Here is a 25,838-nt window from a genome sequence, read left to right on the forward strand (position 1 = left end):
TCACGAGTCCTCCTTGTTGCGTTCACCGTTTCCATTGGCGGAAAGGTCGTCGTTGAGCTCGCCGCGGGCGGCGGCCCTTCCCCTGCGCACGCCCTGCTGGAAGCTCGACAGCCGGCTGCGCACCCGGTCGGGCGAGAGCGTGGGCTGCGGCGAGGCGAAGACGGACGGCCCGGGGTCGGCCGAGCCGGGGACGAGGTTGGCCTTCGGCACCCGCTTGGGCAGCCCGGAGGAGGTGATGCCTCCGAGCGAGGGGTCGCTGGCCGCCTGCGCCGCCTGCCAGCCCGCGTCACCCGGGGAGGACCAGGACCTGGCCTCGGCCGGCCGCATCGGGGCGGCGGGCTCCTCGTACGCGGCCTCCGGCGCGGCGGGGGCCGGGCCCTCCTCCCGCGGAACCGCCTCGAACGTGCTGGTGTCCTGCTCGACGACGTCGCTGCGGCGGAACCAGTCCGACTCGACGGCGGCGAAGATCGGGAGGAACTCCTCCTGCACCTCGTCCAGCGGCGAGGTGTGGACGGCGGGCAGCGGGCCGGTGTGGTCCATGTCCGGTACGGCGCCGAACGTGCGGGCCGACCTTTCGAGCGGACCGGTCGCGGGGCCGCTGAGGCCGCCGGCGACGGGGCCCGTGCCGGGGCCGGAGCGCCCGCCGGTTGCCGGGCCCGTGTGCCCGCCGGAGACGGCGGGCCACGACGCGGTGTCCTGGTCGGCCGGGTCGGGCCAGGCGGACTCGGGCTTGGCGCCGCCGGGCGGCGGGACCTCCGAGGGCCACGGCGTGTCGAGCGGCGGGTTGGGGTTGAAGTAGCGGTCGAACGGGTCCTGGTCGCCGGTCGCGTCCTTCTCGCCGCGCGGGCGCTCGAAGGGGTTGTCGAACGCGCCGGGCGCGCCGCCCTGACCGGCCGGGGTGGCGAACGGGTCGCGTCCGGGGCTCTGCGTGCGCTCGAAGGGGTCGCGCTCGAACGGGCCGGGCTGGAAGGGACCGCGGTTGACCGGGCCGGGGCCCGCGGAGATGCCCGGGTCGTCGGCTCCGAACACCGGGGCGCGCATCCCGCGCGAGCCGGAGCTCTCGAAGGCGCCTGGGGTGGCGAACGGCGAGCCGCCGCCCGGCCCGCCGAACTGGCCGGTGACCGGCGCGGCGACGTCGGCGGCCGGCATGCCCGCGTACTGGGGCGCGCCCGGCGCGGACAGCAGCGACTCGGGCAGCAGCACCATCGCGGTCAGGCCGCCGGCGTCCTGCAGGCGGAGCTGCACCCGGATACTGTGGCGCAGCGCGAGGCGGCCGACCACGAACAGGCCCATGCGGCGCGACACCGACACGTCCACGACCGGCGGGTTGGCCAGCCGCCAGTTGCAGTCGGCGAGCTCGTCGGAGGTCATGCCGATACCGCTGTCGCTGACCGAGATCATCATGCCGCCGCCGTCGATGCGGTTGCTCGACACGATGACCTTGGTCTCGCGCGGCGAGAAGGAGATGGCGTTCTCGACCAGCTCGGCGACCAGGTGGACGACGTCGTTGACGGCCTGGCCGACGATGGCCGTCCCGGACGGCACCCGCAGGTCGACCCGCTCGTAGTTCTCGACCTCCGACAGCGACGCGCGGACGATGTCGACGATCGGGACCGGCTGGCTCCACCGGCGCGCGGTCTCCTGGCCCGCGAGGACCAGCAGGTTCTCACTGTTGCGCCGCATGCGGGTGGCCAGGTGGTCGAGCTTGAACAGGTTCGCGAGACGGCCCTCGTCCTGCTCGCCCTGCTCCAGGCCGTCGATCAGGGTGAGCTGGCGCTCGACCAGCGTCTGGCTGCGCCGGGAGAGGTTGACGAACATCGCGTTGACGTTGCTGCGCAGGCGGGCCTCGTCGCCCGCCAGGCGGATCGCCTCGCGGTGGACCTCGTCGAAGGCCCGGGCGACTTCTCCCATCTCGTCGCGCGAGGTGACGCCGATGGGCACGACCTCCGCGGTCGGGGAGCTGTCGGTGCTCTCGCGCAGCCGCTGGACGGTCTCGGGGAGCCGGACGCCGGCGATCTCCAGCGCCTCGGCGCGCAGGCGGCGCAGCGGGCGGGTCAGGGAGCTCGCCACCGCGACGGTGATGATGAGGACGAGCAGCAACAGCACGACGATGACGGCGCTGGAGATCAGGACCTGGCGCTGCGCGTCCTCCTGCAGCGTCTGGCTCTGCTGCACGACCGAGCCCACGAGGCGCTCCTCGACCTTGCGCATGCGGTCGGCGACGGCCGAGAAGGAGGTGTACCACAGCGTGGTGTCGTCGCGGCGGGTCTGGTCGAGGTCCTGGATCTCCTTGTACTGGCGGAGCTGGGCCAGCGCCAGGGCGCGCATCCAGTCGGCCTTGTCGACCTGCTGGCCGCGCACGGTCTCGTTGTAGAACTTGACGTCGGCGGGCGTGGCCTCGGCGAGGAAGGCCGCGGTCTCGCGCTCCTGAGCGCTCCAGGAGCCGGGGAAGTTGACGAAGTCGTCGTAGTCGAACCCGCCGCCCGTGGTCCCGCGGGTGGCGAGGCCGACGGTCATGATGCCGCGCTGGCGCGAGACCTCTTCCTTGGCGCGGCTGAGCGCGCCGAGGGCGATGCTGTCACCGAACAGGCGCTGGTCGGCGCCGGAGGTGCCGAGCTCGCTCTGCATGGAGCTGAGGACGCCGACGACCCGGCCGTACATCCCGAGCGCGGCTCGGGGGGGGACACTGGTGTCCTCGACGATTCGGGCCCTGAGACCGGGCAGGCCCTCCAGCCAGCGGCGGATCTGCACGGCCTCGGCCCGGACACGCGCGGTGTGCGACTGGTCGAGGCTGGAGACCGCGGCGAGGACCGGCTGGCGGACCTTGTCGACGATCTCCTGCTGGGCGTGGACCTTCTTGAACCGCGCCGCCCGCCGGCCTTCGGCGATGTACCAGGCCGTCAGGTCGCGTTCCTTGTCGATCTCGTGGACCAGGACGTCGATCTTCTGGACCAGTATGGCGACGTCGGTGAGGCGACCGTAGTCCGAGGAGGTCGCGGCGGCGTCGACGAGCTGCGCGGCACCGAGGAGGACGCCGACGATCGTCGGGATGATGATGAGGGCCACGAGACGTGATCGGACACGCCAGTTCTGGAGCCGGAGCCGGCTGCCGGTCTTCGGCGTACGCGCCATGGATGGCCCCGACCGCTCCACACGGCCCTTTCGACCTGGGTTACCCCGGGGGTCTTTTGTCCTCACTGGTTTTCGCAACCTCTCACCGAGCCTGGCGTTCAGGGGGGTACGTCACGCGCGAGGCGCATGAGACGTCCGAGACATCCATCAGGCGAGGGTAATTGGAGCACACCCTTACCAGATCGGCCAACAGCACATTCATGGACAAACATCACCAAACAAGGCGTCCAGGGGATAAATCCCCCTTTTCGCTTCCGTAACTATGCGGGGCGAAATCCTTCACGGGGCTCGGAGGACGCGTGTTTGATCATCAGGTGGCGGGTGACCGAGTACTCTTGTACCGCTTCCTGGCTCATGTCCTTGCCGAATCCGCTACCCTTGACCCCTCCGTGTGGGGCCTCCGACGCGATCGGCAGGTGATCATTGACCCAGGTCACGCCCACGTCGAGGCGATGCGAGACCCGCAGCGCCCGCGCGACGTCCCGCGACCAGACCGACGACGCCAGCCCATACGGGGTGTCGTTGGCGAGGCGCACCGCTTCGTCCTCGCCCGAGAAGGGGATCACGACCAGCACAGGGCCGAAAACCTCGCCCCGCACGATTTCACTGTCCTGCGCCGCCCCCGCGACGAGCGTGGGCGGATAGTAGAAGCCCGGCCCCCCGGGAACCGTCCCGCCGCACAGCACCCGCGCCCCCGCGTCCGCCGCGCGCCGCACGAAGCCGTGCACCCGCTCGCGATGGCCCGCGGAGATGAGCGGCCCGATGTCGGTCGCCGTGTCCCACGGGTCGCCGAACGCGACGCCCGCGAGCGTCTCCCGCAGCGCCTCGACCGCCTGGTCGTACACCGCGCGCTCGACGTACACGCGGGTCGCCGCCGTGCAGTCCTGCCCGGTGTTGTACGTCGCGCCCATCGCGACACCCCTGGCCATCTCCGGCAGGTCGGCGTCCCCGAACACCAGCGCGGGCGCCTTGCCGCCCAGCTCCAGGTGGACGCGCTTGAGCCCGGTGCCCGCCTCGCCGGCGGCGCCGCGCATGACGGCCCTGCCGGTGGCGGTCGAGCCGGTCACGCTGACCATGTCGACGCCCGGGTCCGCGACCAGCGCCTGCCCGACCTCGGCGTCGCCGGTGACCACGCGCAGCACGCCCTCGGGAAGGCCCGCCTTCACCGCCAGCTCCGCCAGCCGCAGCGTGGTGCCGGGCGTCTGCGGGGCGGGCTTGATCACGACGGCGTTGCCCGCGGCCAGCGCGGGGCCGACCTTCCAGATCGCCATCACCAGCGGGAAGTTCCACGGCGCGATGGACGCCACGACGCCGAGCGGGCGGCGGATGAGCACCGAGGTGTACCCCGCGCTCAGCACGCCCGCGCCGCTGCCCTCCAGCGAGCGGGCCGCGCCCGCGAAGAACCGCAGGTTGTCCGCGGCGAAGGGCAGCTCGCCGTCGCGGAACACCGTCGCGGGCTTGCCGGTCTCGGCGACCTCCAGCCGGGTCAGCTCCTCGGCGTCGGACTCGACCAGGTCGGCCAGGCGCAGCAGCACGCGCGCCCGCTCCCCCGGCGTCGCGTTCGCCCAGTCCCGGTAGGCGTCCCTGGCCTCGCGTACGGCCCGCGCGACCTCGGCGGGCGGGGTGTCCTGCACCGGGGCCAGCGGTTCTCCGGTGGCCGGGTTCACGGGGGTCTTGCTCATGGTGCTCTTTCTTGTTGGCGCGGCCCGGTTGGTACGGCCCTGTTGGTGTGGCCCGGTCCCGCCGCGGTGGCGGGACCGGCGGGGGTGGGGCTCAGACGGCCGTGCCGCTGGTGGCGCCGGTCGCGGTCTCCTCGATCAGGTCGGCGGCCCGGCGCAGGCCGTCGCGGCCGCGGATCTCCTCGCCCGCCTCGGCCAGGCGCGCCCGCAGGGCGGTGTCCCCGAGCAGCCGGTCCAGGGCGGAGATCAGTTCCTCGTCGGTGAAGGTGTAGGTCGACAGGCGGACGCCGAGGCCGAGCTCGTGGATGCGCTGGGCGTTGTCGTACTGGTCCCAGAACAGCGGCAGCAGGATCATCGGCTTGCCGAAGTGCAGCGCCTCGGTGGTGGTGTTGTTGCCGCCATGCGTGATGACCAGGTCCACCAGGGGCAGCACCTTGGTCTGCGGGACGACCTCGGCGCCCCACATGTTGTCCGCCAGCTTGATCTCCTCGTGCAGCGGGCCCATGGAGACGATGTAGCGGTGCGGCGTGGTGGCCAGCACATCGATGACGCGCTGCATCAGCTCGACGTCGGCCGAGCCGAGCGAGCCGAGCGAGAAGTAGACCAGGGAGCCCTCGCTCGCCGGCGCCGACAGGGCCGCAAGCGACTCGGGCACCTCGAAGCTCTGGTCGGTCTCGCGCACCGAGGAGTCCAGGCGGTACCACGTGGGGCCGAGCGGCCGGGCGTCGGTGTAGTCGGCGATCTCGGGGTACACGTACAGGTTGCGGTCGCCCTCGTGGATGAACTCCAGTTCGGGCAGCGGCCGGGCGCCCTGCTCGACGACCCACTCGTTGAACGCGGTCCAGATCTCGCGGTGGGTGCGGTCGTACTCGGCGTGGAAGGCGTCCCACTCGCTCCGGTCGTCCGCGGGCAGGCCGCTGAAGACGGGCGCGACGTTCTCGCCCTTCACCTCCAGCGGGTTGCAGGAGACGATGCGCACGAACGGCTTGCCGGCGGTGAGCAGCGCCGGGAAGGTGATGACGTTGTCCTCGACGATGACGTCCGGGTTCACCCGCTCGATGATCGCCCTGAGCTGCGGCTCGCAGTACTTGGCGCCGTCGATGAGCGCGTCCCAGATCGGCTTGGTGACCGTCTCCAGCTGAACGAGCGTCGACTTGCGGTACTCGGGGGCGGTGTCGCGGATGAAGTCCTTCCAGAACTGGCCCGGGTCCTGCTCCTCCTCGGCGGGCGGGGCCAGGTCGACCAGGTCCTCCTCGAAGCCCATCGCGACGAGCTTGCCCTTCCACGACGCCTCGGCCGCGAACACCACGCGGTGGCCCCGGCGACGAAGGATGTCGCCGATGCCGATGCAGTTGTTCGTCGGCCCGTAGGCGCTCTCCGGCATGAAAAGTATGGTGGCCATCAGTACTCCATCGGATTTGAAGGACGATTCAAATACGTGCGGGCGGGGTAGGTCAAACTCCAGTTTCGTATGGCCTGGAGGGGAAGAGTGGTTTTACACTCCATCTTCAACAACGGGGCACAGGGGAGGCTGGCATGAGCTCGCGCAAGAGCCGGGCGGACCGGCGGGTGGACCTCATCGAGGCCGCTCGCCGGGCGATCCTCCGCTACGGCACCCAGGGCGTGCACCTCAACCACGTTGCCGAGGAGGCCGGGCTCACGTCGGGCGCGGTGCTCTACCACTACCCCGACCTGAGCGAGCTGCTGGTCGAGGCGCACCACGCCGGCATGGAGCGGTTCTACGAGCTGCGCGTCAAGCGCGTCTCCGGCCTCAGCGACCCCGCGCAGAAGCTCGTGGTCACCATCCGGTCCGGGCTGCCGGTCGGCCCGGACGACCCGGGCGTGCGGCTGCTGAACGAACTCGGCGGCGCGGCGGCGCGCAACCGGGTGTACGCCGTGCTGCTGACCACGCTGTACGACCGGCAGGTCGCGATGTACCAGTCCATCCTCGACACGGGCGCGGCCCTCGGCGTCTTCACGCTGACGGGGGACTCCGTGGTCATCGCGCGCAACCTGGTGGCGCTGGAGGACGCGTACGGCTACCGCATCACCGCGCGCCACCCCGTGATCGGCCCCGACGAGGCGGCCGAGCTCATCCTCAGCTACGCGAGGACGGTCACCGGCAACACGCTGCGGGTCCCGCTCAACTGACACCTCAACGGACACCTCGGCCTGCGCCCGGGCCGGGACGGCGGCGTTCACCGCGCGATCAGCACGGCGTCCGCGGCGGACCAGCCCAGCCCGACCTCGGCGCCGGCCGTCACGCGCGTCGGCCCCTGCGTCGCGACCAGCACCGGCCGTTCGTGGCCGGGCACGCGGACGGCGATGTGGGAGACGCCGCCGTAGAAGCTGACGTCGGCGACGACGCCGGACAGCACGCCCTCCGGGCCGAGCCGTACCGACTCGGGGCGGACGCCGAGCAGCGCGGGCGTCCCGGCGGTCAGGCCGCCCTGCGCGGGCAGGGTGCCGAGGCCGGACGCCGTCAGGCCCTCACCGTCTGCGACGCCCTCGAACAGGTTGTTGGCCCCGATGAACCCGGCGACGAACGGCGTGGCCGGCCGCTCGTACAGGCGCACCGGCGCGTCCACCTGCTCCACGCGTCCCGCCTGGAGCACGGCGATGCGGTCGGCGAGCGACATCGCCTCCTCCTGGTCGTGCGTGACCACGACGAACGTGATGCCCACCTCGTGCTGCAGCCGCTTGAGTTCGAGCTGCATCTCGGCGCGGACCTTCTTGTCCAGTGCGGACAGCGGCTCGTCCAGCAGCAGCAGCCGGGGCCGCTTGACGATGGCCCTGGCCAGCGCCACCCGCTGCCGCTGGCCGCCGGAGAGCTGGTGGGGACGGCGTCCGGCCTGGTCGGTGAGGCCGACCGTCGCGAGCACCTCGGCCACGCGCGCGGAGACCTCCGCCCGGGGCACGCCCTCGCGCTCCAGCCCGTACGCGACGTTCTTGGCCACGCTCATGTGGGGGAACAGCGCGTAGGACTGGAACATCAGGTTGACCGGGCGGCGGTGGGCCGGGCGCCCGAGCAGGTCGGCGCCGTCCAGGGTGACCGCGCCGGAGTCGGGCGTCTCGAAGCCGGCGAGGATGCGCAGGAGCGTGGTCTTGCCGCACCCGCTCGGGCCGAGCAGGGCGAAGAACTCGCCCTGGCGGATGTCCAGGGTGACGTCGTCCAGCGCGACGACGTCGCCGAACCGGCGGGACACGCCCTCGATGCCCACCAGCGTCCGGGGGACGGCGGGCGCCTCGGGAACAGCACTCATCTCAGGGACTCCGTCAGTCGGGTCATCCGCTGCGCGACGATGATCACGGTGAAGCTGACCGCGAGCAGGATCGTCGCCAGCGCGTTGATCTCGGGGGTGACCCCGAAGCGGACCATCGAGTAGATCACGATGGGCAGCGTCGGCTGGGTGGGCGCGGCGGTGAAGAACGCGATCACGAACTCGTCCAGGGACAGCGTGAACGCCAGCAGCGCGCCCGCCCCGATGCCGGGGGCCAGCGCCGGGAGCGTGATGCGCGCGAAGGTGGCGAGCGGCGTCGCACCGAGGTCGCGGGAGGCCTCCTCCAGCGAGGTGTCGGCGTGGCTGAGCCGGGTGCGCACGACCGCCGCGACGAACGCCATGCCGAACACCGTGTGGGCCAGGACGATCGACCACAGGCCGAGCGTCGCCTGCACCAGGTTGTAGAACACCAGCAGGCCGATGCCGAGCACGATGTCGGGAAGCACGGCGGGCAGCAGGCCGAGCGCGTCCAGCAGCCGCGACCGCGTGTAGCGGGCCATGCCCACGGCGAGCAGCGTGCCGAGGATCGTGGAAAGCACGGTCGTGCCGACGGCCACGATGAGGGTGTTGATCAGCCCCTCGCGGACCGTCTCGTCCCCGGCGAGGGTGGCGTACCACTTCAGGCTCGCGCCCTCGAAGACGTACGGCGACTTGCCGGAGTTGAACGACATCACGACCAGCACGACGATGGGCGTGTACAGGAAGACGTAAGTCACCCAGAACGGCACGTAGATCAGCCGGTTCCTACCCACGGCGGCCCTCCGTCCCCCCGTAGACGCGCGACACCCAGGCCTGCAGGAACAGCAGGACGATGAGCACGGCGATCATCGCGAGCGCGAGTGTGGACCCGAAAGGATAGTCGCGGGCCTTGAGGAACTGGTCCCTGATGAGGTTGCCCACCATGATGGACCGCCCGCCGCCGAGGATCTCCGGGATCACGAAGTTGCCGAGCGAGGGGACGAAGACGAAGATGCAGCCGGTCAGGACGCCCGGCATGGTGAGGGGCAGCGTGACCGACAGGAAGGTGCGGGCGGGCCGGGCGCCGAGGTTGGCCGACGCCTCGGCGAGCTGCGGGTCCAGCCGCTCGATGGCGGCGAACAGTGGGAGGATCATCAGCGGCAGGTAGGAGTACAGAAGGCCGGTGACGATCGTGCCCTGGTTGTAGAGCAGCTCCAGCGGCTTGTCGATGATCCCGATGCCGGTGAGCGTCTCGTTCACCAGGCCCGGCCCGCTCAGCATGATCACCCAGGCGTAGACGCGGATGAGGAAGTTGGTCCAGAACGGAAGGACGACGGCGACCAGCGCGACCGTCTTCCATTTGCGGGGCAGCCGGGCGATGGCGTACGCGGTCGGATAGCCGAGGAGCAGCGCGACCAAGGTGGTCACCGCGGCGATCTTGATGGACTCGAGGAGGACGTGAAGGTACAGCGGGTCGAACAGGCGGGTGAAGTTCTCGCCCGTCGCCTCGTAGATCACCCCGCCGAACCGCCCCCTGCGGAAGACGGTGTAGCTGAGGACGAGGGCCAGCGGCACCAGCAGCAGGACGATGAGGTATCCGAGCCCTGGTCCGAGGAAGGCCAGGCGCGCGCCCGCCGTCCCGAGGGCCCGTGACCGGCGCGAGGACCGGCGCGGCGGCCCACCGGCCGTGGGGCCGGTCACCGCGCCGGGTGGTGCGAGGTCGTGCTTGGCAGTCAAGGCAGCAGCCGTCTCAGTAACGTCTGGCCGTCACTACTGGTTGGCCGCGATCTCTTGGGCCAGGCGGGTGTACTTCGTCGAGGCCTCGCCGAGGTCGACGATCGACTCGCCCTGCAGCAGCTCGGCGGGGTTCATCTGGAGCGGGGTGTTCTTGGCGACCAGGTCGGCGTCGTTCTTGAAGACGAGGTCCATGGCGGCCTTGTTGGGCACCTTGTACAGGATGTTCTCGGCCACCCAGCTGTGCACCGACGGGTCCAGGATGAAGTTGATGAAGGCGTGCGCGGCCTCCTTGTTCTTGGACGTCTTCATGATGACCATGGTGTCCGACCAGAGGTCGCTGCCCTCCTTCGGCACCACGAACTTGATCTTCGGGTTGGTGGTCGGGCACCAGCCGTCCCACGCCTCCACCATCGCGGCCTCGCCCTTGTCCAGCTTGTCGCCGAACGTCGTGTCGTCGTAGGCGAGCAGCGTCTTCTTGGCCTTCAGGAGCAGGTCCTTGGCCTGGGCGAGCTGCTGGTCGTCGGTGGTGTTGATGGAGTAGCCGAGCTGCTTGAGCGCCGGCAGGGCCAGCCACCGCTCGGTGGTCATCATGGTGATCTTGCCGCGCAGGTCGGCGGGCGGGTCGAGGATGTCGTTCCAGCTCGTCGGCGGCGTCTTCACCATGTCCGTGCGGTAGCAGATGCCGGTGGTGCCCCAGGTGTAGGGGACCGCGAACTTGTTGCCCTTGTCGAACGAGAGCTGCGCCGCCTCGGGGTACAGGTTGGCGAGGTTCGGGATCAGCTCGGGGTGGAGCGGCTCCAGCAGTCCCTGCTCGTTGAGCGCCTGGGCGTACTGGCCAGAGACGAAGGCGACGTCGATGCCGCTGTCGCCGCCCGCCGTGAGCTTGGCCATGGCCATCTCGTTGGTGTCGTGGATGGCGACCTTGACGTCGAAGCCGAGCTTGGGGTTCTGCTTGACCCGCTGGGGGAGGTCCTTCGGGCTGTAGCCGTCCCAGATCGTGATGTTCAGGGACTGCTTGGTGAGATCCGCGTTGGGGTCGAGCTGGTCGGCCGCCGCGCTGGGGGCCGCTCCGTCCGCGCTCGTCTTGCTGCTACCACCACATGCCGCGAGTGCGAGTGCAAGACCGGCGGCGAGTGCCGCGGCCGGAAGACGACGGCTGTACCGGATTCGGGACACGGCCGCTACTCCTTAGGGTTCTGGACGTTCCGTGGTACGGGGGAAGACCGCAGTGCCTGACCTTCGCACGGCAGACCAAACCAGGAGTGTTGCAGTACATATCAACATGAGCAAGACTTTTCCGGACATTGTTAGCTCGTAGTTTGGTTGCCGAGTTGAATCCGAGTTCAACAGACGCCGACGGTCTCGCGTACGTGCGATGGCCGCCCATGGCGGGGGACGGCGCGACCGCGCGGCTCGTCGCGGCGCTCGCCCGCGGCGGGCGCCCCCCGGAGGGGCACGTCGTCCAGAACTTCCATCCGTTGCCGCACATCAATATCACGGCCCCCGAGCGGGGTCTCGACGTGGACCAGACCAACCGCTCGGTCATCGTGGACGAGCGGGTCGTCGTCAAGTGGCTCACCCCGCCCCTGCCGCTCCCCCAGCCCGCCCCCGAGGTCTACGCCCACCTGGCCGCCGTCGGCTTCACCGAGACCGCCCAGCCGTACGCGGCCCTGGTCGCGTGCCCGGCGGACGGGCCCGAGACGCTGGTCGCCCTCATGACCGCCTACCTGCCGGAGGCCCGGGACGGCTGGGAGTGGTGCGTGGACGAGGCCGAGGCCGGGCGCACCGCCTTCGCCGCCGACCTCGGACGGCTCGCCGCCGACCTGCACGCCGCCATGGCCACCCCCTCCGCGGCCGTCCCCTCCCCCGTCCGGCAGGCCGCCCCGGGACCACTGTGGGACGACCGCGCCCGCGCGGCCCTGGACGAGGCCCTGGAGCTGACAGATGGCCCCGACGGCGCCTGGCTCGCCGCGCGGGCGAACGTCCTGCGCGACGGGGTCTCGGCGCTCGGCCGGGCGGGCGGCACCCCGCTGATCCGCATCCACGGAGACCTGCACGTCGGCCAGACCCTGCGCTGGCGCGACGGGTACGCCGTCATCGACTTCGACGGCAACCCGACGGTCACCGGCGCCGACCCGTACCAGCCCGCCGCCCGCGACCTGGCGCAACTGCGCACGAGCCTGGACCACGTCGCCCAGGTGACCGTCAAGCACCGGCGGGCCGGCCTCCCGCGCATGCTGGCCTGGGCCCGCGAGGCGCGCGCGCTGCTCCTGTCGGCCTACCGCGACCGGCTGACCACGCACGACATGTCCTGGCTGCTCGCGGAGGAACTGCTCGACCCGTTCGAGATCGAGCAGGAGTGCCGCGAGCTGATCTACGCCGCCCGCCACCTTCCCCGCTGGCGCTACGCCCCCATGGGCGTGCTGCGCGCCCGGATCCCCGCCGAGGAGGACCAGTGAACCCCGAGCTGTATCTCGCCGACCTGGAGGCCAAGCCCGCGTCGCTGGAGGGGCTGGCAGAGGCGCTGGAGGGCCTCGACCCGTTCGAGGGCCTGCCCGCGGGCATCCGCAGGGTGGCGTTCCTCGGCATGGGCAGCTCCCGGTACGCGGCGGGCGTCGCGGCGCTGCGGCTGCGCGCCGCCGGGGTCGACGCCGTCGCGGAGTACGCCTCCGCCCGGCTGGGGTACCCGCCGGCGGAGGACACGCTGGTGGTGGCGATCTCCGCCACGGGCGGCAGCCGGGAGACCCTCGACGCATTGTCGCGATACCACGACAAATCACCCACGCTCGTGCTCACCAACACGCCCGGCTCCCCGGTTACCGAGGGCGTGGGCACGGTCGTGGAGATGCGCGCCGGCGAGGAGCGCGGCGGGGTGTCATGCCGCACCTTCCAGCACACGCTGGCGCTGCTGCTCGCCCTGGAGGCCCGGCTCACCGGCGTCAAGGCTGACGTCCCCGGGCTGCTGCGACGGGCCGCGGACGCCACGGCCGACCTGCTGGACCGCAGGGGGACCTGGCTCGCCGACGCGCTCGCCCTGCTCGACGGGCCGCACGGCGTCTACACGATCGCCCCGGCCGAACGGCTCTCGTCCGCCGAGCAGGCGGCGCTGATGGTGCGCGAGGGGCCGCGCCGGCCCGCGGACGCGTGCGAGACCGGCGACTGGGCGCACGTCGACGTGTACCTCACCAAGACCCTCGACTACCGGGCCATCCTGTTCCCCGGCTCGCCCTACGACGAGCAGGCGATGGACTGGGTGCGGCGGCGCGGCTCGACGGTACTGGCCGTCGGCCCGGCTCCCGAGGGCGCGCACGCCGTCAGGTACGCGGGCGACGACGACCCCGACGTGGCGCTGCTCACCGAAACGCTGGTGGCCGAGCTGGTCTCGGCGTCGTGGTGGGCGGCGGGCTGAGCCCGCGCGCGTGGTCCGGTACGGCGCTCGCCGTACCGGACCCCCTTCCCGGTTCGCGCGGCCTGACGTGCGGCCTCAGCTCGTGCGGCCGTACACCGACCTGAGGGTGAGCACGTACTCCACCAGCGTGATGAGGGTGGACTTCACCGCTTCCCGGGACCGGGCGTCGGTGCGCACGATGGGGATGTGCGGGGCGAGCGTGAGCGCCTCGCGGACCTCCTGCTCGGCGTGCGGGTAGTGCCCCTCCCAGCCGTTGATGCCGACGACGAACGGGAGCTGGGCCTCCTCGAAGTAGTCGATCGCCGGGAAGCAGTCCGCCAGCCGCCGCGTGTCCACCAGCACGACCGCGCCGATCGCGCCCCGCACCAGGTCGTCCCACATGAACCAGAACCGGTGCTGACCGGGCGTGCCGAACAGGTACAGGATCAGATCCTGGTCCAGCGAGAGCCGGCCGAAGTCCATCGCGACCGTGGTCGTCGTCTTGTTCGGCGTCAGACCCAGGTCGTCGATGCCGGCGCTGGCGTCGGTCATGACCGCCTCGGTGGTCAGCGGGAGGATCTCCGACACCGCCCCGACGAAGGTGGTCTTGCCGACGCCGAAGCCGCCCGCGACGACGATCTTCGTCGACGTGAGCGCCCCGCCGCGGCTAGAGCCTGCGAAGTCCACTGAGAACCCTTTCGAGCAGGTTGTGGTCTGGTTGTCCCTGGTTAAGCCGCGGCAGATGCAGGCGAACCAGACCTTCGTCGGCCATGTCGGCGATCAGCACCCGGGCCACGCCGAGCGGGACCCGCAGCAGTGCGGAGATCTCCGCGACCGAACGGACGGAGTGGCACATCATGATGATCGCCTCCTGCTCTGGCGTGAGCAGGGACAAATCATCACTCATTATCGGGGCCGAGGAGACCAGAGTCTCCATGGCGAGGTGGTAGCTCGGCTCGGCTCGGCCCCCGGTGACGGCGTACGGACGGAAGAGAGGCTCGTCCTCGGCCCCGTCACCCCCGAGCATCACCGGATCCTGGACGTCTGAAGCTCGGCGCGCAGGGCCGGGGTGAGCACCTGGCCCGCGCGCTCGACGAGCAACGTCATCTGGTACGCCACCAGCCCCATGTCGCACTCGGGGGACGCCAGCACCGCGAGGCAGGAGCCGTCGCTGATGGCCATGACCAGCAGGATGCCGTGCTGCATCTCGACCACCGTCTGGGTCACGCCACCGCCGTCGAAGACGCGGGACGCGCCCACGGTGAGGCTCAGCAGGCCCGCCGCGACCGCGGCGAGCTGGTCGGCCCGGTCCGGCGGGAAGCCCGCCGAGTTGGCCAGCTTGAGCCCGTCGGCCGAGACCACGACCGCGTGAGCCACGCCCGGTGTCCCGCTGACGAACTCCGTGATCAGCCAGTCGAACCTGCGTGCCTCGTGACTCAGCTCAATCACGAACCCTCCTTCTCACTACGGCCACGATCGGCGCCGGGCCGATCGGTCTCGCGGTCGCGTATGTCCGCCCGGCCGCGCTGGATGCCCTGCTGGAAACGGGACATCCGGGCGCGGACGACATCGGCGGAGACGTCCGGGCGCGGCGGGACCGGCGCCGCCTTGCCCTGGGGCTGCGGCGACGGCGTCCCTCCCACCGAGCCCGGCACGAGATTGGCCTTCGGCTTCCGCTTCGGCAGCCCGGACGAGGTGATCCCGCCGAGGGCGGGGTCGTTCACCGCGTCGGCGGCCTGCCAGCCGGCGTCGGCCTCCGAACCCCATGTCCCGCCGCCCGCGGCCTGCCGCGGCGCGGGCTCGGGCGTCCGGGGCCCGTCCGCCGGCTGCGACGACGCGGATCCCTCCGCTTCCTGCGCCCGGGAGGCGGCGATCTCCTGGGTGTCGGGCCGCCGGAACCACGCCGACTCGACCGACGCGAAGATCGGCAAGTATTCGTCCCCTCGTTCCAGCGGCGACTCCGGGACGCCGGGCGCCCTGCCGCCCGCGTCCCCTGGCTCGGTGCCCGCCCATCGTCCGGCCGGGCGCGACGGATCCGGCGCGCCCCTGACCGGCCCGGTGGACGGCTCGGGAAGATCGCGAAGCGCGGACATGGACGGGTCCGTCGAGGGCCCCACGGGCCCGAAGGGAGGCCCGGCCGGCGGGGGCGGCGCCTCGAACACCCCGCGCGGCCGTACGGGGGCGGTCCCCGGACCGAGCGGTTCCAGCGGTCCGCCCGCGGGGCCGGTCGGGGCCGCGCCCGGACCTGTGCCCGAACCTGTGCCTGGACCTGTGCCCGGGCCCGCGGGGCCGGGGCGGACCGGCAGGGGGCCCGTGGGCGCGGGGTCGCCGAACCGGCCGAAACGGCCGCCCGGCGCGCCGCCCGTCCCCGGGCCGAACGCTCCCTGCGCCGGGGTGCCCTTGAACGCCACGGGCGATCCGGCGCCGTTGAACGCCGACGACGATCCTGCGCCGTTCGCCGCCGGCGCGGAGGCGCCGTCGTTGTAGCCCGGGGCCCCGGCGAACGGGCCGGTCTCCTGGGCGTCGCCGCCCTGGGGCGTCACCGGCGAGCGCCCGGCGACCATCGAGATGAGCTGCGGCGGGAAGAGCACCATGGCGATCAGCCCGGCCGCGTCGCCCCTGCGCAGCTGCACCCGGATTCCGTGGCGCAGCGCCAGCCGGCCGACCACGAACAGGCCCATGCGGCGCGACACCGACACGTCGACCACGGGCGGGTCGGCCAGCCTGCGGTTGGTGTCGGCGATCTCGTCCGGCATCATGCCGATGCCGGAGTCGCTGACCGCCAGCAGGGCGCCGCCGCCCTCGATCAAGCTGCTCGACACGACGACGCGCGTGTTGCCCGGGGAGAACGCCAGAGCGTTCTCGACCAGTTCGGCGACCAGGTGCACGACGTCGTTGGCCGCGTGCCCGGAGACGGCCGCGCCGCGGTGGACCTTGACGTTCACCCGCTCGTAGTCCTCGACCTCCGACAGCGAGGCGCGCACGACGTCCACCAGCTTGGCGGGCCGGCTGCGCTTACGGGCGGCCTCGTGCCCGGCGAGGACCAGCAGGTTCTCACTGTTGCGGCGCATGCGCGTGGCGAGGTGGTCGAGCTTGAACAGGTCCGCCAGCCGGCCGCCGTCCTGCTCGCCGCGCTCAAGGCCGTCGATGAGGGAGATCTGCCGCTCGACCAGCGTCTGGATGCGCCGGGAGAGGTTGACGAACATCGCGTTGACGTTGCCGCGCAGCTGCGACTCCTCGGCCGCGAGCCGCAGGGCCTGGCGGTGGACCTCGTCGAACGCGGTGGCGACCTCACCGATCTCGTCGTGCGTGCCGATGAGGATCGGCTGGATGTCGGGCGTCTCGGTAGCGTCGCCGGACTCGCGCATGCGGCGCACCACGGCGGGCAGGCGGAAACCGGCGATCTCCAGTGCCTCGGAGCGCAGCTTGCGCAGCGGCCTGACCAGCGAGCGGGCGATCAGCACGGTGGTGGCGAGGACGAGCAGGACCAGCGCGAGGATGAGCACCACGGCGATGATCGCGTTGCGCCGTTCGCCCGACTCCAGCACCGACGCGCGGGCGGTGAGCGACTCGGCGACCCGCGACTCGACCTGCCTGAGCAGGTCGATGTTCTTGGTGCTGTCGTCGAACCACTGCTTGACGGCCAGCGCGCGCCCGTTGCCGTCCTGGATGGGCAGGTTGCGGCTGGCCAGGGCGATGGCCCACGACTTGGTGAGCTCGGCCCGGATGACCTGGGTGCCGCGCACGACCTGCGCGAGGTAGCGGCCGTTGTCCGCGCCGGCCTCGCCGGTGAAGGTGTTCATCGCGCTCTTCTGGCGCGACCGGGCGGCGATGAAGTCCTCGAGGGTGTCGGGGGTGAAGCGCTCGCCGCGCAGCAGGGTGCCGATGAGGGCGCCGCGCTGCTGGGACGCCTCCTCCTTGGCGTGCGCGAGGGCGCTGAGGCCGCGCGCGTCGCCGACCAGCTCGGGGTCCTCGGCGGTCTGGGTGACCTCGTCGTGCAGGCGCAGGATCGAGGCGATCACGTCGGTGTACTTGGCGGGCTGGCCGCCGGCGCGGACCACGGGCAGGCTGTCCAGGCGGTTCTCCACCTGCCTGGTCGCCTCGACGGCGCGCACGCCGTAGCCGGCGTCGACCTGCGTGAGGTCCTGCCGGACCCGGGTGATCGCGACGTCGACGGCGCGGCGCTGCTCTTCCAGCGCGGCCTTCTGCTGACGGTTCACCTGCACCCAGGTGGCCCTATCGCGTTCCAATCCCATTTCCATGGCGAGGTCGCGCAGACGCGAAGCGATCTCGGCCTCGGCGGCGATCCGCTGGTACGCGGCGACGCTGTCGATGGACGTCACGACACGCAGGGTCGCCAGCAGGACGCCGACGACCGTGGGCACGAGGATGAGAGCCGTCAGGCGGGCGGGCACGCGCCAGTTCCGCAGCGACAGCCTGGACACGCCACTCCGGCCGTGGTGGCCTCCGGAACCTCCCTGTCCGCCCGAGCGCTTGTGGCGCTTGAGGCGAGGGTCACCCGCCGTTCCGGGCTGGAGTGTGGACTTGATCCCGGTTCTCGTCGTGCTCACCGCGCCACCCCCCACGATCTTCCATGCATGGATGACGGCATGGCTGATAATTGCGTAAGCGGGGACAATTCGACCACAAGGTCACCAATGCCGTGGCCAGAACCCATCACACTGGACGTAATTGTTATGAACCTTGCCTAAATGACCTTGAAACCCCCGACCAGGCCGCGCGCGTCAGCGCAGTGCCGCGAGGACCTGGTCGCGAACCTGCGCACGCTGCGCGGCGTCGGTAATCGGCCGCCCCGACCGGTCGACCACATAGAAGACGTCGACAGCCTCCGCGCCGAGAGTCTCCACGCGCGCGGCGCGCACGTCAAGGTTGCATTCGCCGAAGGCACGGCCGATACGCCACAGCAGCCCCGGACGATCATGCGCGCGGACCTCGACCACCGTGGCCGTCTGCGAGGCGTCGTCCACCAGATTGACCCGTGGAGGAGCCACCGGAACCCGGGCCGGCCGCATTGACCTGGTACGACGCGCGAGCCGCTGTTCGATGTCCAACCGCCCGGCCAGCACCAGGCGGAGATCGGCCTCCAGCGTCGCGGGGTCCGGCGGGGTGCCGTACTCGGGCACCACCGAAAATTCGATGACGGCCGTCGAGGCCGCCGAGGCCGCCGAAGCGGCCCGCACGACCATGCGATGCGCCGCCAGCACGCCCGCCGCCCGCCACAGCAGGCCCGGCCGGTCCGGCGCCACAACGGTCACCGCGCCCCCATGCACGCGGACCGCGCCGCCACCGTGCCGGGCGAGCGAGGCCTGGCGCGGCGAGAGCGTCGGCGCGGGCGTGGGCGGCGTGCCCGACAGCACCGAGCGCACCCGGCGGACCAGCTCCGACACCAGCGACGCCTTCCACGCGTTCCACGCGGCGGGCCCGGTGGCGTTTCCGTCCGCCACCGCGAGGGCGGCCAGCAGCTCAAGCACCTCGCGCGAGCCGACCGCCTCGGCGACCCGGGAGATCGTCACCGGGTCGTCCAGGTCGCGCCGGGTGGCGGTCTCCGGGAGCAGCAGGTGGTGGCGCACGACGGTGGCGAGCGTCTCGACGTCGGCGGGCGGCAGGCCCATGCGGGCGCCGATGTCCCGGGCGACGATCTCGCCGGTCGTCGAGTGGTCGCCCGGCCAGCCCTTGCCGATGTCGTGCAGCAGGGCGGAGATGAGCAGGAGGTCGGGCCGCGACACCTCGCGGGTGAACGACGCCGCGCCCGTCGCCGCCTCGATCAGGTGGCGGTCGACGGTGAAGCGGTGGACGGGGTTGCGCTGCGGGCGGTGCCGCACCCGCTCCCAGTCGGGGATGAGGCGGACGATGATGCCCGCCTGGTCGAGCTCCTCCCACACCGGGACGGCCGCGCGCCCGGCGCCGAGCAGCGCCACCAGCGCGTCACGGGCCTCGTCCGGCCAGGGCACCGGCAGGGCGGGCGACTGCGAGGCGAGCAGCGACACCGTCGCGGGCGCGATCGGCAGGCCGGCCTCGGCGGCGGCCGCCGCGGCCCTGAGCACGAGAATCGGGTCGTTCTTGGGGCTCACGCCGCGGGCGAGGACGACCTCGCCGCCGTGCTCGACCACGCCGTCGGCCAGCGGGCGGCGGCCGCGAGGGGCCGGGCCCGAGAGCAGGCGGTCGACCGTGCGCCAGGTGGAGTCGAAGGCGTGGCTGATCGTGCGGCCGGCCTCGGCCAGGCGGCGCATCAGCGCCTCGGCGTCCAGCAGGCCGAGCGCGCCGGCCACGGCGTCCTGCTCCTGGAGGACCAGTCGGTCGGCGCCGCGTGCGGTGACGAGGTGGAGGCCGTGCCGGACGTCCAGCAGGAACTCGTAGGCCTCGCGGACGCGGGGGCCGGGAGCGGAGGCGACCCAGGCGGCGGCGACGGCCTGCATCGCCTGGACGTCGCGGAGACCACCACGGGAGTCCTTGACGTCGGGTTCGAGAAGGAAGGCCAGCTCACCGGAGGACTCGGCCCGCTTGTCCGCGGCCTCGCGCAACTCGGCGAGCCGCCGCTTGGAGTCGGAGCGCCATTCGGCGAGCACCGCCTCGCGGGCGGCGCGGGTGAGCTCGGGATCGCCGGTGACGTGCCGGGCCTGGATCAGGCCGAGCACCGCCTTCAGATCCTCGCGGGCGACCTTGGTGACCTCGTCCACCGTGCGCACCGAGTGGTCAAGGCCGAGCCCGGAGTCCCAGATGGGGTACCAGATGCGGTCGGCGATGCGGGCGACGTCCTCCTGGCCGTTGTGCAGGAGGACCAGGTCGAGGTCGCTGCCCGGGGCGAGTTCGCCTCGCCCCAGGCTCCCTACCGCGACCAGGGCCACGCCGGTCCCCGCGTAGGGTGCGCCGGCGCCGCCCGGCGGGGCGCCGGGCCCCGGCGGTGGCGCACCGGCGCGTTCGTCTGCGGAGGAGTACCCGCTCCTGGCCCCCCCGAGCCCGTTCCGGCCTTCCCGTCCGTACGACGTGGGACACGCCGTACGGAAGAGGTCGGCCAGCCAGCGGTCGATGTCGGCGGCGCGTTCCTTACGTGCCGCCGCATATGAGCGAGCGTCGCCTCTCATCATCCGGTTAGAGGGCCTCCGGTCCGCGTTCTCCCGTGCGGACCCGGACCACCGTGTCCACGGGGACGGACCAGACCTTGCCGTCACCGATCTTGCCGGTCTGGGCCGCCTTGACGATGACGTCGATGACGTCCTCGGCGTCATCCTCCTCGGCGAGGACCTCCACGCGCACCTTGGGCACCAGGTCGACCTGGTACTCGGCGCCGCGGTAGACCTCGGTGTGGCCGCGCTGCCGGCCGTACCCGCTGGCCTCACTGACCGTCATTCCCTTGATGCCGAACTGCTCCAGCGCCGCTTTGACGTCGTCGAGCTTGAAGGGCTTGATCACCGCCGTGATGAGCCTCATGCGTCTACCTTCTTCGCCGCTGATGGGACAGGACCGTTCACGGAGGCGGAGACGCCCGAGGCGTGAACGGAGCCGAGGTCGTAGCCGGTCTCGGCGTGGGTGGTGATGTCGATGCCGGTGACCTCGTCCTCTTCGGTGACCCGGAAGCCCATCGTCTTGTCGATGATCTTGCCGATGATCCACGCGAGGACGAACGAGTAGACGCCGACGACCACCGGCCCGAGGATCTGGCGTCCGAGCTGCGTCAGGCCCCCACCGTAGAACAGGCCCTCGGCCTGCGGGTCGAGGAACGGGTACGCGGCGAAGAACCCGAGCGAGATCGCGCCGATCGCGCCGCCGACCAGGTGGACGCCGACCACGTCGAGGGAGTCGTCGAAGCCGAGCTTGTACTTCAGGCCGACGGCGTAGGCGCAGACGGCACCGGCGATGGCGCCGATGACGATCGCCGCCCACGGGTCGACGAAACCACAGGCCGGGGTGATGGCGACCAGACCCGCGACCGCGCCGGAGGCGACGCCGAGGGTGGTGGAGTGCCCGTCACGGATCTTCTCTACGAGGATCCAGGCGCCGGCCGCGACCGCGGTGGCGATCTGGGTGTTCATGAACGCGAGGCCCGCGGTGCCGTCGACGGCGAGCTCCGAGCCGGCGTTGAACCCGAACCAGCCGAACCACAGGAGGCCCACGCCGAGCAGCACGAGCGTCAGGTTGTGCGGCCGCATCGGGTCCTTGCGCCAGCCGCTGCGCTTGCCGAGCACCAGGGCCAGTGCCAGACCCGCCGCACCGGCGTTGACGTGGACGACCGTGCCGCCCGCGAAGTCCTCGATGCCGAGCTGGCTGAGCCAGCCGCCGCCCCAGACCCAGTGGGCGACGGGGAAGTAGACGATGGTCGCCCAGATGACCGAGAAGACCACCCAGGCGCCGAACTTGGCGCGGTCGGCGATGGCGCCGCTGATCAGGGCCACGGTGATGATGGCGAAGGTCAGCTGGAAGGCGGAGAACACCAGGCTCGGCATTCCGGTGCCGTCGTCCTTGGTGGCGGTGTCGACGAGGCTCTGGAGGCCGATCTCCTTGAGCCCGCCGATGAACTTGTTCAGCGTCTCGTTGCCGTTGGTACCGAAGGCGAAGGCATGCCCGTAGATGGTCCAGGCGATGGTCACGGTGATGATGCTGACGAATGACATCATCATCATGTTCAGGACGCTCTTGGCCCTGGTCATGCCTCCGTAGAAGAACGCGAGGCCCGGAGTCATCAGCAGCACCAATGCGGTGGCCGCGAGCATCCAGGCTGTAGTGCCGCTATCGATCTTCATTCGATGCGACCCTCCTTACAAATGGCGTGTGGCCGATTTCTCCCGCAGTGGGCGCTCCAGGGCTTCATTGACCGGCTGCGCACTGACGTTGGCCGAAAGCGTGTTCTTCCGCCGTTTCAGGTCTCGACCAGGCGTGTTTCACGTACGTGAAACTCGCGGACATGAGGTTTCGGCCAGGTTTCGGAGGGTGGGACGATCAATATCGGCATGTCCCAAACCGCACGCCGCTCAGCAGCGTGCAGGACCGCGGGGCCGACGCCCTGGCGCCACCACCTGCGGGCATGCGGCGGCCACCCCGAAGGGTCGACCAGCCGAAAATGGCGAATAGGGGCCGAAAGTCACACGCAACCCGTGTCGGCCCCAGGCGCTACGCCGCCGTCTGCGCCAGCTTCCTGAGCCGGGCCAGAGCGTCACGCTCGATGCGGCGCGCCCGGTCACGGCCGATGCCGTACTTCTCACCGACCTCGGTGAGGGTGTGCTCCCGCCCGTCGACCAGGCCGTAACGCCACCGCAACATCTCGCGGGTCTGGCCCTCCAGGCCGAGCAGCCAGTCCTCCAGGCGCTCGCGCTCCAGCGTGTCCATCGCCTGCTGCTCGGGGTTCGCCCAGGTGTCGTCGGCGATCATGTCGCCGAGCTCGGTCTCGTCCTCGTCGCCGACGCCGAGCTGCAGCGACACCGGGTCGGAGGCCCAGCGGCGCAGCTCGCGGACCCGCTCGATGGGCAGGTCGAGGACGGCGGCGAGGTCGGAGTCGGTCGGCTCGGCGTCGAGCTCGGCCATCATGTCGCGGCGGACCCGCATCAGGCGGGTCATCTGCTCCCCCGCGTGGGTCGGCAGGCGCACGGGCCTCGCCTGCTCGTGGATCGCGCGGCCCACGGACTGGCGGATCCACCAGGTGGCGTAGGTGGAGAACTTGTAGCCCCTGCGGTAGTCGAACTTCTCGACGGCCCTGACCAGGCCGAGGTTGCCCTCCTGCACCAGGTCGATGAGCGGCATCCCCCGCCCGGAGTACTTGCGCGCGACGGCGACGACCAGCCGCAGGTTCGCCTGGATGAACTCGTCCTTGGCGCGACGCCCCGACACCGCGACCCGCTCGAGTTCCTCGTCCGTGGCGTCCGACGCCTTGGGTTCGGGCAGCCCGCTGTCCAGGAGCTGCTCGGCGAACAGGCCCGCCTCGATGCGCTTGGCGAGCTCGACCTCCTGCTCCGCGCTGAGAAGCGGCACACGCCCGATCTCGGCCAGGTAGGTGCCGAGAAGATCCCTGTCGGCGACCTGCTGTTCCTGCGTCCGATTCCCCGTCGGCATCGCCATTACGCTGGCACCTCGTCTCGCCACGCCCGCCGTATGTGCGGATCGGAGGGCGCCCCGCGGCAGCGCGACGTCCTCTCCCCCTCTTCTGCCTCGACCAACGAACAGTCCACGGCAAAGATTCCCTAAAGGGATACGACCGGAGAATGGTTTTAGACGTCATCCTCAGGGATGAGACCGGGCGCGAAAACTTCCGCGAAAAGGCAGTTGAAAGCGCGAAATCGCCTTTGACGTGAGGCCGCGGAAGATCAGCCGCGGATGGCCGAGATGGCGTCCGCGAGCAGCGTGCCGACGTCGCCGAGCACGTGGCCGCCCTCCACGACCACCCGCCTGCCGCCGGACACCACCGAGTGGACGTCGGCGGCCGTGGCCCCGAACACCACGCGCTCCAGCGCCGACTCGGCGCCCACCCCGGCGGTGCGCACCGAGTCCAGGCGCACGGACACCAGGTCCGCCCAGGCGCCGGGCACGATGAAGCCCGCGTCGGGGTGGCCGAGGGACGCCTGCCCGACCATGGTGGCCGTCTGGAGCAACTCGTCGGCCGTCCAGTGCCCGCGCTGCCCCGTGACCAGGCGCTCGTCCAGCTCGACGGCCCGCGCCTCCTCCAGCAGGTCGATCACCGCGTTGCTGTCGGTGCCGACGGTGACCGGCGAGCCCGCGTCGCGCAGCCGGCGCGCCGGGCCGATGCCGTCGGCGAGGTCCCGCTCGGTGGTCGGGCACAGGCAGACGTGGGTGGACGACCCGCCGAGCAGGGCCACGTCCACGTCGGTCAGGTGGGTGGCGTGGACGGCGGTCGTGCGCGGCCCGAGCACCCCGTGCTCGTACAGGACCTGCACGGGGGTCGCGCAGTAGGTGCTCACGCAGTGCTCGTTCTCGGTGCGCCGCTCGGACACCTGCGTGTGCAGCGGCGCCGCCCTGCGGTGGCCGAAGTCCGCCACCACGGGCATCTGCTCGGGCGGGCACGCGCGCACCGAGTGAACGGCGGCGCCGATCACGACGTCCTCCGTCTTGAGGTACTCCCCCGCCAGGTCGTCGACGCGCTCGGCCCAGCGGTGGGCGTCGCCGTCGCCGAAGCGGAGCTGTGTGCCGTCCAGGGGCGCGCCGATGCCGGCGGTGACGTAGCAGGCGTCCAGCAGCGTGATGCGGATGCCGGCGTCCCTGGCGCCCTCGATGAGCGCGTGGCCCATGGCGTTGGGGTCGTCGTAGTGCTTTCCGCCCTCGCCGTGGTGCAGGTAGTGGAACTCGCCGACACCGGTGATCCCAGCCAGGGCCATCTCGGCGAAGGTCGCGCGGGCGAGGGCGAGGTAGGAGTCGGGGTCCAGGGAGGCGGCGACGGCGTACATGCGCTCGCGCCAGTCCCGGAAGCTCACCGCGCCGGCCTCGGCCCGGCCGCGCAGGGCGCGGTGGAAGACATGCGAGTGGGCGTTGGCGAGGCCGGGCATCGTGAGCCCCGCCAGCCGGATCGCACCCTTGGGCGCCACGGCGACTCCGGGCACGACATCGGCGAACCGGCTGCCCACGACCCGGACGACCACGCCCTCGACGGCCTCCCCGGGGTGCAGCCAGGCCAGCTCGCACCAGTAGGTGACGTCGGACACCCCCTAAATCTCTCAGGGGAAAGGTCAAGGTAACCCCTGCTGGAGGAATGGATTCGTCCGGATCGGCGCGTCGCCGCCGGCCGTGCCGTCAGGCGGTCGGCCGCGCGGCCGGGCGGACCACGATCTCGGTGAAATGCGCGTCCCGCGACGCCGTCACCGCCGTGGCCACCGCGCGGGCCACCGACGCGGCGTCCAGGTACTTCTCGGGCTCGTAGGCGCCGCCCTCCTGCTCGCGCACGCTGCGCTGCAGGTCGGTGTCCACCCGGCCGGGGAAGACGCTGGTGACCCGCACGCCGTCGCCCTCCTCCTCCTGGCGCAGGGCGTCGGCGAAGGCCCGCAGCGCGAACTTCGTCGCCGCGTACGCCGCCCAGCCCGGGTTCACCCGCAGGCCCGATCCCGAGTTGATGAGCACGACCTGCCCCCGGGAGGCGCGCAGCGCGGGCAGCAGCAGGCGGGTGAGGTTCGCCACCGCGATGACGTTCACCTCGAACGACTCCCGCCACTGCCGCGCGGGCACGTCGGCCACCCGGCCGAGGTGGGCGGTGCCCGCGCTGTGGACCAGCACGTCCAGCCGGTCGATGCCGGCCACCGCCTCGGCGACCGCGCGCTCGTCGGTCAGCTCGACCGCCCACGGGCGGGCGCCGAGCTCGTCGCAGATCGCGTGCAGGGTGGTGCTCTCGCGCCCGCCGAGGATCAGCCCGTGCGTGGGGGCCAGCTCGCGGGCGACGGCCGCGCCCACGCCTCGCGACCCTCCGGTGATCAAGGCGATGGGTCGCGCGTCCATGCACGCCAGCCTAGTGGGCGCGCACCGGCAGGATCTTCGGCGCGCCCCGCCGCATCGACGAAACCGTGATCCTCGCCGGTCTTCAGTTGCGCGCGACTGGAATGGCTGAACCAGGCCATCAAAAATGCAGAAAAGGATGATTTGCCGTGATTTAAGTATTCGACCTCCGCCTGGAGGAGGTCACGACAATCAGACTCCCCCATGAGAGAAAAGCAG

21 protein-coding genes are annotated in these 25,838 nt (G+C 71.5%); 3 read left to right on the forward strand and 18 right to left on the reverse strand.

Features of this window, described 5'->3' with window-relative positions; translation table 11 throughout:
- From AB0M95_RS05550 to AB0M95_RS05560, 3 genes are all read right to left on the reverse strand, one after another.
- Window positions 1-3,066 (reverse strand): nitrate- and nitrite sensing domain-containing protein, encoded by a 3,066-nt coding sequence (locus tag AB0M95_RS05550; protein ID WP_363759915.1) that lies wholly within the window; start codon window positions 3,064-3,066, stop codon window positions 1-3.
- 326 nt (window positions 3,067-3,392) lie between these two features.
- Window positions 3,393-4,814: an aminobutyraldehyde dehydrogenase gene (locus AB0M95_RS05555; RefSeq protein WP_363759918.1), complete on the reverse strand. Its 1,422-nt coding sequence runs from the start codon at window positions 4,812-4,814 to the stop codon at window positions 3,393-3,395.
- Window positions 4,815-4,905: 91 nt separating this feature from the next.
- Window positions 4,906-6,213: a glycosyltransferase gene (locus AB0M95_RS05560; RefSeq protein ID WP_363759921.1), complete on the reverse strand. Its 1,308-nt coding sequence runs from the start codon at window positions 6,211-6,213 to the stop codon at window positions 4,906-4,908.
- Between the two features lie 134 nt (window positions 6,214-6,347).
- Between AB0M95_RS05560 and AB0M95_RS05565 the strand changes: the two genes are divergently transcribed.
- Window positions 6,348-6,962 (forward strand): TetR family transcriptional regulator, encoded by a 615-nt coding sequence (locus AB0M95_RS05565; protein WP_358515561.1) that lies wholly within the window; start codon window positions 6,348-6,350, stop codon window positions 6,960-6,962.
- A 47-nt stretch (window positions 6,963-7,009) separates the two neighbouring features.
- Here AB0M95_RS05565 and AB0M95_RS05570 read toward each other — a convergent pair whose 3' ends face one another.
- Genes AB0M95_RS05570 through AB0M95_RS05585 form a run of 4 tightly spaced genes read right to left on the reverse strand, consistent with a single transcriptional unit; the run spans window position 7,010 to window position 10,963 of the window.
- Window positions 7,010-8,074: an ABC transporter ATP-binding protein gene (locus tag AB0M95_RS05570; RefSeq protein WP_358515564.1), complete on the reverse strand. Its 1,065-nt coding sequence runs from the start codon at window positions 8,072-8,074 to the stop codon at window positions 7,010-7,012.
- Window positions 8,071-8,844, reverse strand: coding sequence for an ABC transporter permease (locus tag AB0M95_RS05575; protein WP_358515567.1), 774 nt, complete (start codon window positions 8,842-8,844; stop codon window positions 8,071-8,073). The genes AB0M95_RS05570 and AB0M95_RS05575 overlap by 4 nt, the downstream gene beginning before the upstream one ends.
- Complete coding sequence (locus tag AB0M95_RS05580) at window positions 8,837-9,787, reverse strand: ABC transporter permease (protein WP_363759925.1); 951 nt, start codon at window positions 9,785-9,787, stop codon at window positions 8,837-8,839. The genes AB0M95_RS05575 and AB0M95_RS05580 overlap by 8 nt, the downstream gene beginning before the upstream one ends.
- Before the next feature lie 33 nt (window positions 9,788-9,820).
- Entirely contained in the window at window positions 9,821-10,963 is a 1,143-nt protein-coding gene (locus tag AB0M95_RS05585; RefSeq protein WP_363759928.1) for a spermidine/putrescine ABC transporter substrate-binding protein, read from the reverse strand.
- 209 nt (window positions 10,964-11,172) lie between these two features.
- On the opposite strand from AB0M95_RS05585, the gene AB0M95_RS05590 reads away from it, so the two are divergent.
- A complete protein-coding gene (locus AB0M95_RS05590; protein WP_363759931.1) occupies window positions 11,173-12,246 on the forward strand; it encodes a hypothetical protein in 1,074 nt (357 codons plus the stop codon).
- Window positions 12,243-13,196, forward strand: coding sequence for an SIS domain-containing protein (locus AB0M95_RS05595; RefSeq protein WP_363759934.1), 954 nt, complete (start codon window positions 12,243-12,245; stop codon window positions 13,194-13,196). The genes AB0M95_RS05590 and AB0M95_RS05595 overlap by 4 nt, the downstream gene beginning before the upstream one ends.
- A gap of 75 nt (window positions 13,197-13,271) precedes the next feature.
- Here AB0M95_RS05595 and AB0M95_RS05600 read toward each other — a convergent pair whose 3' ends face one another.
- The 11 genes from AB0M95_RS05600 to AB0M95_RS05650 all read right to left on the reverse strand — a co-directional run bounded on the left by AB0M95_RS05600 (window position 13,272) and on the right by AB0M95_RS05650 (window position 25,825).
- Window positions 13,272-13,862, reverse strand: coding sequence for an ATP/GTP-binding protein (locus AB0M95_RS05600; RefSeq protein ID WP_363759937.1), 591 nt, complete (start codon window positions 13,860-13,862; stop codon window positions 13,272-13,274).
- Window positions 13,843-14,202 (reverse strand): DUF742 domain-containing protein, encoded by a 360-nt coding sequence (locus AB0M95_RS05605; RefSeq protein ID WP_114028927.1) that lies wholly within the window; start codon window positions 14,200-14,202, stop codon window positions 13,843-13,845. The genes AB0M95_RS05600 and AB0M95_RS05605 overlap by 20 nt, the downstream gene beginning before the upstream one ends.
- Entirely contained in the window at window positions 14,202-14,615 is a 414-nt protein-coding gene (locus AB0M95_RS05610) for a roadblock/LC7 domain-containing protein (RefSeq protein ID WP_358516541.1), read from the reverse strand. Before AB0M95_RS05610 ends, AB0M95_RS05605 begins: the two co-directional genes overlap by 1 nt.
- Before the next feature lie 5 nt (window positions 14,616-14,620).
- Complete coding sequence (locus AB0M95_RS05615; RefSeq protein ID WP_363759940.1) at window positions 14,621-17,620, reverse strand: nitrate- and nitrite sensing domain-containing protein; 3,000 nt, start codon at window positions 17,618-17,620, stop codon at window positions 14,621-14,623.
- 300 nt (window positions 17,621-17,920) lie between these two features.
- Window positions 17,921-20,281 (reverse strand): [protein-PII] uridylyltransferase, encoded by a 2,361-nt coding sequence (locus tag AB0M95_RS05620; RefSeq protein ID WP_363759943.1) that lies wholly within the window; start codon window positions 20,279-20,281, stop codon window positions 17,921-17,923.
- Between the two features lie 4 nt (window positions 20,282-20,285).
- The gene (locus AB0M95_RS05625) at window positions 20,286-20,624 is read right to left on the reverse strand and encodes a P-II family nitrogen regulator (protein WP_358515589.1); all 339 of its coding nucleotides are present in this window, start codon (window positions 20,622-20,624) and stop codon (window positions 20,286-20,288) included.
- A complete protein-coding gene (locus AB0M95_RS05630; protein ID WP_363759946.1) occupies window positions 20,621-21,934 on the reverse strand; it encodes an ammonium transporter in 1,314 nt (437 codons plus the stop codon). The genes AB0M95_RS05625 and AB0M95_RS05630 overlap by 4 nt, the downstream gene beginning before the upstream one ends.
- A 367-nt stretch (window positions 21,935-22,301) precedes the next feature.
- The gene (locus AB0M95_RS05635; RefSeq protein WP_358515593.1) at window positions 22,302-23,243 is read right to left on the reverse strand and encodes a sigma-70 family RNA polymerase sigma factor; all 942 of its coding nucleotides are present in this window, start codon (window positions 23,241-23,243) and stop codon (window positions 22,302-22,304) included.
- A 245-nt stretch (window positions 23,244-23,488) separates the two neighbouring features.
- On the reverse strand, window positions 23,489-24,838 hold the full coding sequence (locus AB0M95_RS05640) for a formimidoylglutamate deiminase (RefSeq protein WP_363759949.1): 1,350 nt from the start codon (window positions 24,836-24,838) through the stop codon (window positions 23,489-23,491).
- An 88-nt stretch (window positions 24,839-24,926) separates the two neighbouring features.
- Window positions 24,927-25,622 (reverse strand): SDR family oxidoreductase, encoded by a 696-nt coding sequence (locus tag AB0M95_RS05645; RefSeq protein WP_363759952.1) that lies wholly within the window; start codon window positions 25,620-25,622, stop codon window positions 24,927-24,929.
- Window positions 25,598-25,825 (reverse strand): hypothetical protein, encoded by a 228-nt coding sequence (locus tag AB0M95_RS05650; RefSeq protein ID WP_363759955.1) that lies wholly within the window; start codon window positions 25,823-25,825, stop codon window positions 25,598-25,600. Before AB0M95_RS05650 ends, AB0M95_RS05645 begins: the two co-directional genes overlap by 25 nt.
- Window positions 25,826-25,838: the final 13 nt, after the last annotated feature.

Origin of the sequence: Sphaerisporangium sp. NPDC051017, assembly GCF_040683095.1 — a bacterium.
GTDB lineage: Bacteria > Actinomycetota > Actinomycetes > Streptosporangiales > Streptosporangiaceae > Sphaerisporangium.